Annotated in this window: 13 protein-coding genes and 1 pseudogene; 4 read left to right on the top strand and 10 right to left on the bottom strand. The window is 73.1% G+C overall.

Annotated features, from left to right (window positions below):
- Positions 1–107 precede the first annotated feature (107 nt).
- The 4 genes from C8D89_RS31205 to C8D89_RS23410 all read left to right on the top strand — a co-directional run bounded on the left by C8D89_RS31205 (position 108) and on the right by C8D89_RS23410 (position 3,267).
- On the top strand, positions 108–404 hold the full coding sequence (locus C8D89_RS31205) for a FitA-like ribbon-helix-helix domain-containing protein (protein ID WP_423717252.1): 297 nt from the start codon (positions 108–110) through the stop codon (positions 402–404).
- Positions 355–759, top strand: a complete 405-nt coding sequence (locus C8D89_RS23415; protein ID WP_116710555.1) for a type II toxin-antitoxin system VapC family toxin — start codon at positions 355–357, stop codon at positions 757–759. Before C8D89_RS31205 ends, C8D89_RS23415 begins: the two co-directional genes overlap by 50 nt.
- Positions 760–1,009: 250 nt before the next feature.
- The gene (locus C8D89_RS30490) at positions 1,010–2,446 is read left to right on the top strand and encodes a hypothetical protein (RefSeq protein ID WP_243418328.1); all 1,437 of its coding nucleotides are present in this window, start codon (positions 1,010–1,012) and stop codon (positions 2,444–2,446) included.
- 32 nt (positions 2,447–2,478) lie between these two features.
- Positions 2,479–3,267, top strand: a complete 789-nt coding sequence (locus C8D89_RS23410; protein ID WP_243418331.1) for a helicase-associated domain-containing protein — start codon at positions 2,479–2,481, stop codon at positions 3,265–3,267.
- A gap of 159 nt (positions 3,268–3,426) precedes the next feature.
- On the opposite strand, the gene C8D89_RS23405 is transcribed toward C8D89_RS23410, so the two are convergent.
- The 10 genes and pseudogenes from C8D89_RS23405 to C8D89_RS23365 form a co-directional block, all read right to left on the bottom strand.
- Positions 3,427–3,843 carry a hypothetical protein gene (locus C8D89_RS23405; protein ID WP_116710553.1) on the bottom strand — a complete coding sequence of 139 codons (417 nt, stop codon included), beginning with the start codon at positions 3,841–3,843 and terminating at the stop codon, positions 3,427–3,429.
- Between the two features lie 201 nt (positions 3,844–4,044).
- Positions 4,045–4,116, bottom strand: a pseudogene (locus C8D89_RS31310) (zinc-ribbon domain-containing protein); the annotation flags it as partial.
- A complete protein-coding gene (locus C8D89_RS23400; protein ID WP_133252033.1) occupies positions 4,113–4,493 on the bottom strand; it encodes a hypothetical protein in 381 nt (126 codons plus the stop codon). The pseudogene C8D89_RS31310 and the gene C8D89_RS23400, both read right to left, overlap by 4 nt.
- The gene (locus C8D89_RS23395; protein ID WP_133252032.1) at positions 4,493–6,280 is read right to left on the bottom strand and encodes a hypothetical protein; all 1,788 of its coding nucleotides are present in this window, start codon (positions 6,278–6,280) and stop codon (positions 4,493–4,495) included. Before C8D89_RS23395 ends, C8D89_RS23400 begins: the two co-directional genes overlap by 1 nt.
- A 436-nt stretch (positions 6,281–6,716) precedes the next feature.
- Positions 6,717–7,349 (bottom strand): hypothetical protein, encoded by a 633-nt coding sequence (locus C8D89_RS23390; RefSeq protein WP_116710550.1) that lies wholly within the window; start codon positions 7,347–7,349, stop codon positions 6,717–6,719.
- 24 nt (positions 7,350–7,373) lie between these two features.
- Positions 7,374–9,260, bottom strand: a complete 1,887-nt coding sequence (locus C8D89_RS23385; protein ID WP_165825898.1) for a M48 family metalloprotease — start codon at positions 9,258–9,260, stop codon at positions 7,374–7,376.
- Between the two features lie 111 nt (positions 9,261–9,371).
- The gene (locus C8D89_RS23380) at positions 9,372–9,869 is read right to left on the bottom strand and encodes a hypothetical protein (protein WP_116710548.1); all 498 of its coding nucleotides are present in this window, start codon (positions 9,867–9,869) and stop codon (positions 9,372–9,374) included.
- 183 nt (positions 9,870–10,052) lie between these two features.
- On the bottom strand, positions 10,053–10,316 hold the full coding sequence (locus tag C8D89_RS23375) for a hypothetical protein (RefSeq protein ID WP_116710547.1): 264 nt from the start codon (positions 10,314–10,316) through the stop codon (positions 10,053–10,055).
- A gap of 109 nt (positions 10,317–10,425) precedes the next feature.
- On the bottom strand, positions 10,426–11,223 hold the full coding sequence (locus tag C8D89_RS23370) for an FHA domain-containing protein (protein WP_116710546.1): 798 nt from the start codon (positions 11,221–11,223) through the stop codon (positions 10,426–10,428).
- 29 nt (positions 11,224–11,252) lie between these two features.
- Entirely contained in the window at positions 11,253–13,022 is a 1,770-nt protein-coding gene (locus C8D89_RS23365) for a serine/threonine-protein kinase (protein WP_116710545.1), read from the bottom strand.
- Positions 13,023–13,334 lie beyond the last annotated feature (312 nt).

The raw sequence follows: 13,334 nt of genomic DNA, 5'->3' as shown, positions 1-13,334 counted from the left end.
GGCCTGACGATTGCCGTCAGGCGGACTTCACAGGGACTTCACGGCGACGGTCGCGTAACGGCCACAGCCTTGTGGCCGCACCTTCGGCGACAGTTCGCCGCCCGTGCATGCACGATGCATGCGTGAGTACCTCGATCACCGTGCGGGACGTGCCGGAGGAGGTCCGTGACGAGCTGGCTGCGCGCGCCGCTCGCACGGGACGTTCCCTGCAGGAGCACCTCCGCCGGGAGCTCATCGAGATGGCCCGCCGGCCCTCTCCGGACGCGTTGTGGGCCCGGGTCAGGGCTCGAAGGAGGCGACGGGCTCCCGGCTCGGCGAGGACGACATCCTCGCCGATCGCGATGCCGACCGTCCGTGACCGTCGTCGTCGACGCCTCCGTGGTGGTCGCCGCCCTGGTCGATGACGGCCCGTCCGGTCGGTGGGCCGAGCGCCTCCTGAGCAGCCAGGCACCGGCCGCGCCGCACCTCATGCCCTTCGAGGTCGGGAACATCCTGCGGCGCGCCTCGCGGCGTGGCGCGGTCAGCGACGACATCGCGCGGCTCGCCCACGCGGACCTGCTCGACCTGGACGTGGAGCTGGTGGGCTACGAACCGCTCGCTGCACGGACGTGGGCGTTGCGCGGTTCCGTCACCGTGTACGACGCCGCCGACGTCGCGCTGGCCGAGGGCCTCGCCGTCCCGTTGGCGACCCTGGACCACCGCCTGGCTCGGGCGTCGGGTCCTCGGTGCGCCTTCCGCATTCCTCCCGCCGCGGACTGAGGGAGGTGCGGCGGCTCGCTGTGTGGCGGCGCCGACGGGGAGGAGGGCCGAGCGGACCGCTCCCCAGCGTCCGCTCCCGAACGGCTCCTCTTCCCCGTCGCGCCGCCCCTCCGACCATGGCAGCGATGGGCCGCTCGTGGGGCCACCGGCGCCTGACGATCTGCCGTCAGCTCCGCTTGACGACGGGCTCACGCCCCCCGGCCCGGACCGCGTGTCGCCGTCCATCCCGTGACGGTCACACTGGCGAGTCGTGGGCACCGGATTCGCCGACCACCTCGCGACCCTCGACGAGTCGACCCTGGCCGCCCTGCTGCGCCGTCGCCCGGACGCGTGCGCCGAGCCGGCGCCGCGCGACCTGGGCCGCCTCGCCGACCGCCTCGGCGGGCGCGCCTCGCTCGCCGCGGCGCTGCGCCGTCTCGACCGGGACACCCACGAGGTCGGCCGGGCCGTCGCCGTGCTGGGCGACCGGGCGACGACGGACGCGGTCGCCACACTGCTCGACGCCGATCCCGAGCTCGTCCGGCGCCCGGTGGCCTTGCTGGTCGACGCGGGCCTCGCGTGGCCGGACGACGACACGCTCCGCCTGCCCGACCCGCTGGCCGAGCACTGGCTCGCCGAGGTCGGCGGCGACGAGCCGATCGCCCGGATGTCCCGCCACGTCCTCGCCGACGAGCTGCGCCGGGTCGCCGCCGCGCACGGACTCCCCCTGGCGAGCCGCAAGCCCGAGGTGGTCCAGGCGCTCCACGACGCGTGGCGCGAGCCGGGCTTCCTGCGGGCCCGCCTCGCCGCACTGCCGCCGCGCACCCGCCGCCGCCTCTCCGAGATCTGCCGCCGCGACATCGGTGACGGCCGCCCGAGCGCGGACGACCAGCGTCTCCTCGACGCGGGCATGCTCGTGCTCGAGGGCCACGTGGCGCGGATCCCGCGGGAGATCGCGCTGGCGTCGTGGGCCACGGAGGCTTCCCTGCGCGGTGTCCCCGACCTGCCGCCCCCGACCGACGGCGCCGACCGTGCCGCCGATGGCGCCGGGGCGGCGGCCCGGAGCCTGCTCGACCTCGTCACCACGGTGCTGGACGAGGCCGCCGGCACCCCGGTCACCGCGTTGAAGAGCGGTGGTGTCGGCAAGCGGGAGCGCGCCCGCCTGGTCAAGCGCCTCGACCTGGACGACGACCACACCGCGTGCCTGGTGATCGACCTCGCCGCCCACGCCGGCCTCCTCGGCCTCACCGACGCCGGGTACGCGCCCACCGCCGCGTCCGTCGCGTGGCGCGACGACGACGCGGCGCCCCGCTGGTCACGGCTCGCGCGGACGTGGCTGTGGCTGGACCACGCGCCCGGCGCCCGCGAGGCCGACGGCAAGGAGGTCGCGCCACCCCTCCCGCTGGTCAGCGGGGCCGGCGACGTGCGCCGGGCCCTGCTGGCCGCGACCGGTGACCGCTCGGTGCGCGCGGCGGAGGCGAGATCGCGTGGTTCTGCCCGTGGCACGGGTTCGACAGCGGGTCCGACCACGACGGCCTCGCCGCCGCCGTGTCCGCCACCCACCGCGAGGCCGAGCTGCTCGGCATCGTCGTCGGCGACGCGCTCAGCCCCCTGGGCCACGCCCTGGTCGCCGGGGGCGACGTCGCCGCCGCGGCGGGCGAGCACCTGCTCGACGCGCCCTGCGAGGTCATCCTGCAGTCCGACCTGACCGCGCTGGTCTCCGGACGCCCCAGGGCGGCGGTGCGCGGCCTGCTCGCCGACGCCGCGGTGCCCGAGTCCCGGGGCGCCGCGTCGTTGCACCGCTTCTCCCCCGGCAGCATCCGCGCCGCCCTCGACGCCGGGTGGACCGCCGACGAGCTGCTCGCCGCCCTGCGCGGGCTCTCCGAGCGCCCCCTGCCCCAGCCGCTGGAGTACCTCGTCGGCGACGTCGCCCGCCGCCACGGCCACGTCCGCGTCCGCCCTGCCGGGGCCTGCCTCGTGCTCGACGAGGCGCTGTCCGAGGAGGTCCTGCGCACCCGCACCCTGCGCCCGCTCGGTCTGGCCCGGCTCGCCCCCACCGTGCTGACCTCTCCCGCCGACCCCGACACCGTCCTGCGCGCCCTGCGCACCGCCGGCTACTTCCCGGTCCGCGAGGACGACACCGGCGCGCTCGTCGTCGAGCGCCGCGAGACCCGCCTCGCCGAACCCGACCCCCGCCCCGTCGCCCGCGACGTCGTGACCCCCGAGGCCCTCGCCACCCGCCTGATCGCCGCCGGGGTCGGGCACCAGCTCCCCGCCTCCCCCACCGCCGCCGTGCTCGGCTCGCTCAACCCCCGCCTCGACCGCGACGAGCTCGACCTGCTCGCCGACGCCCTGGACCACCGCCGCGACGTCCGCATCACCTACTCCGACCGCAACGGCACGATCTCCCACCGCGTCGTCACCCCGGAACAGGTCATGCACCGGTGGCTCGTGGCCTGGTGCCACCTGCGCGACGACGAGCGCGAGTTCACCGTGGAGAACATCCTCGACGTCGCACCGCCCCTGTGATCGCCCCGGCCGGCCACCTGCTCGGGCTCACGACGGCGGGCTGTCCGCCGCAGGCCGCGGGGGCGCCCGGCCTCCAACGCGTACGGCTGGGAGCCGCGCTGGAGTGGGTGGTCCCGGCACCGTCGAGGACCTCTGGGCCGTTGCGCTCCTTTGTAGAACTCAGCGTGGGACCGTGCTCGGTCCGCCCCCGGTCGAGGTGGCAAGACGTTTCGCGAAGCACCCGTCGGCGGGTAGTCCGGCACGGTCGCACCAGGCGTTCGCCGCGGTCGGTGTGGTGAAGGACGCCGCCACGACGGTGACAAAGAATCCGCTGGAGCTGAACGTCGCGAAGCGGTCGGACCTCAGCAGCACGGCGTCCGGGTAGCGGCTTCGGAGCTGCAGGTGGTCCACAAGGATCGCCTCCTGGTCGTAGACGACCCCGTCGGCCTCGAGCCCGACCCGCTTGGACGACACCTGCGGGACCCATGAGCCGGTCAGCGACGAGACGGTGGCGGCGTCGCGGGCGACGATCTGGTCGAGCGTCTCTCCGACCGATGAGCCCGCTGTCGGCTCCGGCGCGGCGCTACTCGTTGCCACTGGAGATGGCGGTGGTCCCCCGGAGGTCGGCGGAGTCAGCGGCGCCCCCGGGGAACCTCCAGACGCGAGCGAGGCGCCGATGACCGCCGCAGCGACCAGGGCGACCGTCGCGACAAGCGCGGACACGAACCAACGGTGCGGTCCGCTCGGATGCCCCCGGCTTCGGGTGGCGTCCGGATCTGGGGTGTCCGCACGGGCCCGACCGCACCGTGTGCAGAAACGGTCCTCGGCCTGCAGCGTCTGCCCGCAAGCGGTGCAGAATTGCTCCCTCATGGGAGGGCTCCGAGTGATGACGCGATCTGGGCGACGTCGGCCCCGAACGCGGCTCCCGTCAAGCCGAGCGCGACGAGCGAGGTCGAGAGCTTCTGCCAGGTCGCCTTGACCGTCTGGCGGTCCGGGTCCGGCGACTTGATCTCGCTTTGAAGATCTTCAGCGCGTACCGCCGCCCTCGCGTACTCGATGCGGGAAGCGGCGTCCACGCCCTCGTCGGAGGCGGTGGAGGTGAGCCCCTTCAGGAGTAGACCGACCTCGCGGCGCAGCTGCTCCCAGTGCGGCTCGGCCGGTGTGGCGGCCACGTGGGTGGCCCGTGCGTTGCGCCCTACGGCGACAACGCTGTTGTCCACGTTCCCGATGTCGTAACGGTCGCCCATCACGTCCCCTTCGACTGTGCGGCCGCCGACGCAGGATTGGGCGCCTGGCCCGTGGCGGAGTTGTGCTCGCCGACCGCGAGCACAGAGTTGTTGACGTTGCCAATGGTGATCGATTGAACGATCTGATCGATGTCGGCGATCTTCAGCCCGTTCTCGTCGAGGTAGCGACGGATGGCCTCGAGAATCGCGCGGTCGAACAGTTTCGAATAACGCAGGACGTCGGCCGACCGGAAGTAGTCCTCGAGCGGCCCGGCCGCCATCTCTCGGACGCTGATCGCAGCTCCCAGTGCCTCCGGCGCCTGCGCGTCGGCGGCCGCCGCGACGGGCGCGAACGTCCGGAAGACGCGCCGGAGGCGCCTCGGGATCGAGACGGGGAAGGTGATGATGTCGACGAGAGCGGTGCGAAGGGCCCGTTGCTGCAGCGCACGGCGGTCGTCAACGATCCGGTAGTTACGATCCAGTGGTGCCAACACATAAGTGACCCACTCGAGGTAGAGAAGGCGCCCATCGGTTCCCAGGGTGAAGAAGCACGACAGCGTGAGGTCACGCTCCCAGCCCTCCACCCGATAGCACTGGTAGTAGCGGGCCCACTCGCGGGGATCGTCGATCCCACGGCGCGCCACCGCGAGGGGCAGTGTCGCGGCCGGTGCTCCGTGGGGGCCGTGCGGGAGGTAGACGCCCGCCTCCGCTTCTCGATGATGGGTGAGGAGCTCATAGGCAGCGACGAGACACTGCTCGCGGTGGAGCATGGTGTTGAGCCGGCCGTGCAGACCGAGAGACGAAACGCGTCGGAGGTCGTTGACGGCGGCGGTCACAGCGAGGTGGAGATCGCGAGGGGAGATTCGCGGCGGCCCGGGCTCGTCGTCCTTCTTCTCGAGGGGGATGACGTGGGAATTGACCTTGTACCGTACTCCCGCGCCCACGAATGGGTCGTCACCACGGAACACCACGACGTCGGCCATGCTCATGTCGTCGATACGCTCGGCGTCGCGGGTGCGCTCGAGCATGCGGTGGAATCGTGCGCGTCCGATGCGACGCAGGGAGGCGACGAAACCGGGGCCCTCATCCGGCTCCGGCGTGAAGCGGGACCGGGAGAAGTGCCGCCGGATGAGGGAGAGAACTAGGACCTCGTCCGTTGCGATGATGACCGGGATAGCGAGGAGAGCGAGCGCGCCGACGACGCCCCACGGTGATACTTCGGCGTTGACCGCGGGGGAGGCGTAGCCGGAGGAGCCGAAGGAGCCCGACGACCCCAACGAGGCCATGGCGTTCACCGTGGCCAGCGCGATCTGCACCAGCACCGCGAGTCCCCCGGCAGCGACGAGCAGCACGGTGAGACCGACAACGCGGCCACGGCTCAGCGGCTCCCCCGAGCGTGCCCTCACGATGACGGCGCCGAGCACGCCGAGCACCAACCACGCCGTGGCCATCCAGGGAAGCGCCACCATGACGACGACCGCCAGCACCATCAGTGTCGCGTCGCGGACCTGACGCCGGCGGTGCGACGCTGCGGCGTCGCCCAGCACCGAGGCGGCGTCGACACCCGGCGTCCTCGGGATCGAGCGACAGGGCTCGACGAGGAACTCCTCGATGAGGCCCTCGGCCAGTGTGTGGTCCAGGTGGACCGCCGCCCCGATGAAGCGGGTCGTCCCACCGGGCGCGTCCCCGCTGGGCCGCGCGACGAACGGACCGGAGGACGGCGGTCGCTGATGCGGAGGCACTCGTCCCGGAGAGGGACCGGCGTGATGGCCGTTGGTGGACGACATGCCGGCGGTCGGCGCGTCCACCGTGGTACCGCACCGGCCGCAGAAAGCCGCGTGCGGAGGGAGCGGCGCATCGCATCGCGCGCACGCGCCCGGGAAGTATCCGTTCACTCGTCCCCCCGTCGACCGGCATGGTCACCGGCTCACCGGGCTCTCCCTCGAGGAGCGCGCGGAGCCCACTCGCCACGCTCGGTGAGAGTGTCGTTGCCGGCCGCCGGAATGTGATGGTCCGCACGGGTGAACCGCGGCGTAGTCGCGTCATGGTTTCCACGGAGCGCCGTCTGAACTGGTCGCGATGACCAGCCTGGTCGTCGCGTCGGTGCGCCGCAGTCAGCGATTGCCGCGGCGTCGGCGTCGACGACGCGCGAGGAAGTGAACATACGGCGGTCTCTCCGACGACCCTTGCCGGTCCTGCCGGCGAGCCCGGCTGAGCGGATGACCAGTGCTCACGAGCGAGCGGTCAGGAGGCCATGCGCTGATCCACGGTGCTGACGGCCCGAGCGACGAGTTCCGGCTCGGGCCCGAACGGAGTGAAGACGGACACCACCGAGAGGAGCGGTCCCTGCTGGATCAGCACGAGGGTGTTCGTGAGCGTCGCTCCCTGGCCGGTGACGGTCACCTCGGCGGCCCACGCGGGGTTGGCCGTTGCTGGGGCGGAGATCGGGCGCACGGTCTCGGTGAGGCTCAGCCCATCTCCTGGGAAGTGCACCTCGAAACTGACGCAATCGGCGAGCACGGTGCGGGCGCGCGTGACTTCCGCGGCAGCTCGGACGCTGTCCGGGTACTGCCGCACGACATGCTGGACGACTGTCTTCGTGACGTTGCGGAACAGGATCCGTTCCTCAGCGACCCCGGGCTCGTCGGCGGGGACGACCTCCAGCTGGTCCAGCGTGCTCGCGCACTCGGGCCGATCGGACTCCAGCGGCATAGGAGGCTCTGGATCGGCCTCCTCGAACCCGGGCGGGAGGTCGCTGGCGATGAGCAGCACGCCGACGAGCGTTGGCTGCCGGGTGACGTCGGCCGCGGCGGCGCATCCGGTGCCGACGCAGCACAGGCACAGGAGGCCCAAGAGGAGACGGACGGTCGTTGTCATGCGCGCGGCTCCTGACATGGGAGATCACCGACCGGTGCTGAACGCGTCACATCGGCGCACGAGGGCGGTACGGGCGGACAACGCCGCCGCGCCGTCGGGGTCGTCGGCGGAAGCAACCAGCGCTGCCCCGATCTCGCGCATCAAGGCGTCGTCGGTGGCGCTCAGGGCCGCACCGAACCGGCGCTGGTAGTCGGGGTCGCCGTCGAGGGGCCGCACGTGCATCAGCCAGAGGCAGGCATTGCCCGCCTGCGGGAACGCCGGGAGCGCCAGGTTCGCGCCGCCCGCTCTCGGGTCCTCCCGAGTCGGTACCGCAACGGGCAGCAGGACCACGGCGGCGAGCGCCACGCCGGCGACGATGGCACCGGGAAGCACGAGCCACCGGGAGGTGCACCAGGCCAGGGCGGTCGCGGCCACCAGGGTCACGACCAGCAGAGCCTCGAGGGCGTGATACCCCACGAACGACGCGGCCAGGGTGGCGGGGTCCACGGCGTCCGCCGCGGCCAGGCGCAGCGCGAGGAACCAGCCACCGAGCGGGACGCAGAGCACGGTCGCGCCGAGCAAGACATGCCTGGCCACCCGCACATCGACCGGACGTCTGGACGTGGTGAACGCCTCCCCCATCGCGACCGACCACGTCACGAACAGGAGCCCGATGAGCACCAGCACCGCCACCAGCCACAGTGCGGTCGGCACCGCCACGTTCCCCAGCCGGGGAGAGAAGGCCCGGTCTCCGGACGTGGCGAACACGGTCACCCAGGCGGCGGACGACCGCGGTGCGATCTGGCTCCCAGCCAGGAGACCGGCGGCGAGCGCGACGCCAGGCACCAGCCCTCGCGGCGCTCGGGTTCCCGTGTCGGCCGCGGCGACGGCGGCGCGCCAGCTCGCCAGGCCGACCACGCCCACGAGGGGCAGACCCGTCAGCCAGCCCGCTACGAGGTAGGCGGTGACCGCCCCTCCGGGGGTGGCCTCGAGGAGACCCTCCAGGACCGCGGGCAGTTCGACGAGCACCACACCGGCCGCGATCCCGGCCGCCAGGAACTCCACGGGAGAGATCCACAGGGCGCGGCTCGGGTCATCGACGACTGCCAGGCGCTCGGCGTCCCGCGGATGGGTCCGCAACCACCGCGGCCGTGACGAGGGCTCCCGCTTCGCCAGCGACCACGCGATGGCTTCCCGCATCCCGCCGCTGTCCGAGGACGCCGCCCGGAGATCGGCGTCATGCTCGCGCGTCCGGAGGACAGCGGCGACGGACAGCACCACGACGAGAACGATCGCGACGACGCGCCAGCTCAGCGAGGGCCCCACCCGGCTGGAGACGAATGCGTCCACCACAAGAGGCGTGGCCACGATCAGGAGGAACGCGAAGAAGGCGCACAACGTCCAGTAGGTACGGTCGACGTCGCGGTTACGCAGGTGCGCGACCTCGTGCGAGATGAGCGCGCGCCACCGCCGCTCGTCCTTGTCGCCGCGGAACCCGGTGAGGACGTCGAGGCCAACCACGACGCGGTGACGCGGCCACCGACCGTAGGTCCAGGCTCCCGTCCGTACCGTCCGGTACCACGTCGGGAGGTGCTCGAGCCCTTCCTCCCGGGCCAGGCGATCGAGAGCGTCGTGTCGCGGCCCCGGGGGCTCGAGGTCGAGATCGCGCCACCACCGGGTGAGCACACGCGGGGCAAGGAACCAGCCCACCGAGGCCAGCACCGCGAGTGCGACGGGACCGACGAGCACGAGCGCGGCCTCTCCGGCGAGCGCGTCCGACGAGCAAGCGAGGAACGCGTCGATCGGCGATGCGGTAGGAGCCGGAGACCCGACATCGGCACAGGAACCGCCCGACGTCGTCACGCGGGTCGAGCCCGGTCGCAGCACCAGGAACCACGAGGCAGCGAACAGGCCCGCCGCGGCGAGGCTCAACTGGGTGAGAGTGAAGCGCGAGGTCGACGGCGGCGGGAGGAGGAAGGGCCTCGCGGCGGAGCCATGCGCCGTCCGGGCGGTCGAGGTCGGCAGCTCACCCGCGCCCATGGCTCAGGCCGCAGCTCGGCGCGTGAGCACCCCGGCGAGGTGGTCCCCGAGGACCCGCGCCTCCTCCGGCGTCCGGCCGACGGCGACGGCCGCGCGCTCGGCCTCCGCGGCCAGGTCCCGGATCTCCGCCGGCGTCAGCCGAGGAACCGAGCCCTCGACCTCCGCACGGCCCCGACGCCTCCGCCACCGATCACGCCACGACCGGATCCGGTTCCGCGACCGACTGCGAAGGCCATCCTTCGCTGCGTCGACCATCGCGCCGCCGACCACCTGCGTGCCGAGAAACGACACGACCAACGGAGCCCACGTCACGAGTTCACCGGCCAGCCCGGAGCCCAGGAGCCGCTCCCGGTCGTGGAGCGCGGACGGCGGCACGGGGTTCCGCCGCCACGCCTCCCACACGAGCGGAAGGTCGGCGGCCTCCTCCGGCGCGACCCCGACCAGCACCTCGGCCACGAGGTCGTACACGGGACCTCGGGCGGCGTCCCCGTCCGGCGCCATCGGACCGCCTCTCCCCCAGCCGTCGCGATCGACACGGAACGTAGCGTGGCCCTGATCTCCAGACCAGCCTGTCCACCCACGTGGAGGACTGTTGGTCACTCGGTGACCGTGGACCACGCGGAGCGGATGGCCGACGTCGTCGGCGGTGACGACGCCGGCCCCCGCCTCGCGGACGGGACCACCTCAGCGCCAGGGCTCGCCCCACCGCCGCGCGAACTCGTCGGCCTGGGCCTTGGCCCACGCCCGCCGCTCCGCGTCGAGCGCCGCTTCCTCCGCCTCCGCCTGTCGCCGACGGACCACCCGCCGCCGGGCGATCACGGCGACGACCACCGCGACGAACAGCAGACCCACCCACGGCGCCTTCGCGACGAGCAGCAGGAAGAAGAGCGGAGCGAACAGGACGGCCAGGACCGTGAAGAGATTGATCGGGATGCTGATGCCCCACATGACTGCCTCCCCGGCATCTCCCGATCCGTGTGATCGGGCCGAGCGAGACGCTAGGGACGGCGGAAGCAGTGCCCCATCCCCGAGCGTGGGGGTGGCAGCACCGCCGTTCTCAGCTCTCCCACCACTGGGACTCCTGCCATTCCAGCCACGCGTCGTCCTCGAGTAGTTCGAGATGGAGCGGCGTGACGGCCTCGCTCGCGATGAGGACGTCGACGAGCGCGGGAGGCGGCAGAGGGGTGCCGCCGGGGACCAGCGCGTGGCGCAGCACCTTCGCGCGAAGCCCCTTGAGGTGCTCGTGGACGCGCCCCGTCAGCGTCTTGCGCACCGACTCGTCGACGTCGAACTGGCGCACCAGGTGCCAGCTGTTGGTGACCTCGAGAATCTGCCTCGTGAGCTGCGGGGCAGCGGGCGGTGTCGCGTTGCCGGCTGGATCCTCCAGTCGGGGCCGGCAGAGCATCAGGGCGGTGAGGAACTCCTTGGTGTCGGTCCGCAGCCGGAACGGCTGGCGCGTCGCGGAGAGGGCCACGTTCACTGCGCTGCCGGGCGCGAGCTGACCGGCCCCCACCTCGACGGTCACGAGGAACGGCGAGCCGGGCCACGACGGACCCGCGATGGTCGCCGTGCCGCTGGCGAGGAAGAAGCCGGTGGTGGGTCCGGCTTCCGACCGGCTCGGCAGGCGCGCCGTCGTGGCGGCGGCGGTCACCGTCAGACCGTGGGTGCGGCTGATGTTGGCGATGACGACGCCGAACCCGTTCCAGGAGAGATGCACGGCCCGTCGGGACAGCCGTGCTTCCCCGGGGAAGCTGATGTCGCAGGTGGCGTCGCGACCGACCGTGAGGTGACGACGCGCGGTCAACACCGCGCTGTTGCCGTCGGCGCCGGCGACGCGCGCCAGGGCCTCCCCCACGGCGGGCTCAGCAGCCGTGGGCGGCCGCTTCACTCGGCACCGGTCAGCGCGACCGCCCGGATCGGCCCGTTCGGCCCCTGCGCCGTCCCGGTGGCGGGATCGAGCTCCGGCGCGGGTGTCGAAACCCCGTTGGTCTGGCTCAACCCGACCTGCGAGCCGTCGGCCAGCACGATCCAGCCGGTGCGGGTGCCCCCCGACCGCGCCTCGTAGAGGCCGGCCGGCGCCGGCGCCAGCTGCGCGGAGAAGGGCAACGTGCGGCCGCGCACCGTCATGGTCCCGAAGGCGGCGGAGTCGGTGACCGTTGCGGACAGCGTGGCGCCCTTGGCATTGCGCAGGCGGACCTCCCGGTTCTGGATCTCGCCGTCCAACCACGCCTCGACGGACTCGCCGTCGCAGATGTAGGCGGCCACCTGACCGTTGCGGGTGGCGACGGCGACGGTGATCTCGTTGCCGCTGGACCGGCCGGCGAAGACCCCGTCGACGGCGGGCACCACCGGTGCCGCGACCGGCGCCGCCGGGGCGGTGGCCGGTGCCGCCGTGGGCGCTGTGGGCGCCGACTCGGACGCGACCGTGTCGGCACGACTCTCCCCCGGGGAGGCCACGTAGTCGACGACCACCACCGCGGCGGTGATGGCCGCGGCCGCGCCGAGAGCCGCGGCCGCCGTGGCGAGCGGCCGGCGCCGCGGACGCCCGGAGGGCACGGGCGTGACCGGCTCCACCGGTGGTGCGGGCGGCGTCGGCGGCTCGGCCGGCGGCACGCCGGGCGATGGCTCCGGCTGCGCTGGGGGCACGGACTCGATGGCGGCCGCGGGTCGCGGGGCGCCGTCCTGCTCAGGTGCCCGACTGTCCTCGCCCCCTTCGCCCGCGGGCGGCAGCGTCGACGGCGCGCCGACCGCCGGTGGGTCCGCCGTCTCCACGAGGGCCTCCGGGAGCGCCGCCGGCCCGACACCGTCCCCGATCTGCCGTCCCGCAAGGGCGGCGCGGGCATCCGCGGCCATCTCGGCGCACGTCGGGTAACGGTCGTCGGGCGACTTGGCCATAGCGCGGGCGACGACCGCGTCCAGGCCCTCGGGGACGGTGGGTACGGCCTCCGACGGCTTGGGCGGCGGGGTGTAGATGTGCGCGTGCATCGCCTCGGGCAGGCTCTGTACCGGGAACGGCCGGTCGCCGGTGAGCATCTCGTAGAGGACGCAGCCCAGGGAGTAGACGTCGGCGCGGTGGCCCGCCCGGCGGCTGGTGAACCGCTCGGGAGCGATGTAGTCGAGCGTGCCCGCCACGGCGTTGGTGGTGCTCAGCGACGTGTCGGCCCCGCCCACCTGTGCCACACCGAAATCGGTGAGGTACGCGAAGCCGATCTCCTCCTCGGTCTCGTCGAGGGTGAGGAGCACGTTGGACGGCTTCACGTCGCGGTGGACCAGCTCGTCGCGGTGCGCGGCGTCGAGGGCGGCCGCGACCTGGGTGAGCACGTCGACCGCCACGGCCGGCTCGAGAGCTCCGCGACGGCTCAGCACCGCGGCCAGGTCCGAGCCGTTGACCAGCCGCATGTCGATGAACAGGCGGCCGTCGATCTCACCGAAGTTGTGGATCGGGAGGACGTGCGGGTCGGTCAGACGAGCCGCAACCTCGGACTCGGTACGGAACCGCTTGCGGAACGCCTCGTCCCGGGCCAGCACCGCGGGGAGACGCTTGAGCGCGACGGTCCGCTTGCGCTTCGTGTCGTAGGCGCGGAACACCTCGCCCATGCCCCCGCGGCCCAGCAGCTCCTGCAGGACGTACTCGCCGAACGGCTCGTTCTCCATGTGTGCGCCCCCCGCGGCGTCTCCATCAACCGATATCACCCGGACAGATCGCCCGCACCGCCACCGCCGTTAGCCGTATCGACCGCGCGTGCCGATGCCCCGACCGATGTGACCCGTTCGGAGCATCGCCGCACCGAACGGCGACGGGAGGCGGAGTCGGACCGCCACCCACCCAGCCACCCCCGGGCTCGGGGATGGGTCGGTGCCCCTCGGCTCCCTAGTGCCGCGTCAGGCAACGTTGGGTAGGTAATCGGGTCGGCGGATCTTGGAGTTGGCGGCGAAGCGGCGTTTCGGAGTGGCGTGGCGGTTGTG

The organism is Actinomycetospora cinnamomea (assembly GCF_003096675.1).
Lineage (GTDB): Bacteria > Actinomycetota > Actinomycetes > Mycobacteriales > Pseudonocardiaceae > Actinomycetospora > Actinomycetospora cinnamomea.
The sequence above is the reverse complement of the archived record's forward strand: the minus strand, read 5'-3'. Positions and strand labels throughout refer to the sequence as shown.

Coding starts and splice junctions, on each gene's coding strand:
- C8D89_RS31205 (WP_423717252.1), top strand. CDS start 108: ATGCACGATGCATGCGTGAGTACCTCGATCACCGTGCGGGACGTGCCG.
- C8D89_RS23400 (WP_133252033.1), bottom strand. CDS start 4,493: ATGGGCGACCGTTACGACATCGGGAACGTGGACAACAGCGTTGTCGCC.
- C8D89_RS23390 (WP_116710550.1), bottom strand. CDS start 7,349: ATGACAACGACCGTCCGTCTCCTCTTGGGCCTCCTGTGCCTGTGCTGC.
- C8D89_RS23380 (WP_116710548.1), bottom strand. CDS start 9,869: ATGGCGCCGGACGGGGACGCCGCCCGAGGTCCCGTGTACGACCTCGTG.
- C8D89_RS23375 (WP_116710547.1), bottom strand. CDS start 10,316: ATGTGGGGCATCAGCATCCCGATCAATCTCTTCACGGTCCTGGCCGTC.
- C8D89_RS23365 (WP_116710545.1), bottom strand. CDS start 13,022: ATGGAGAACGAGCCGTTCGGCGAGTACGTCCTGCAGGAGCTGCTGGGC.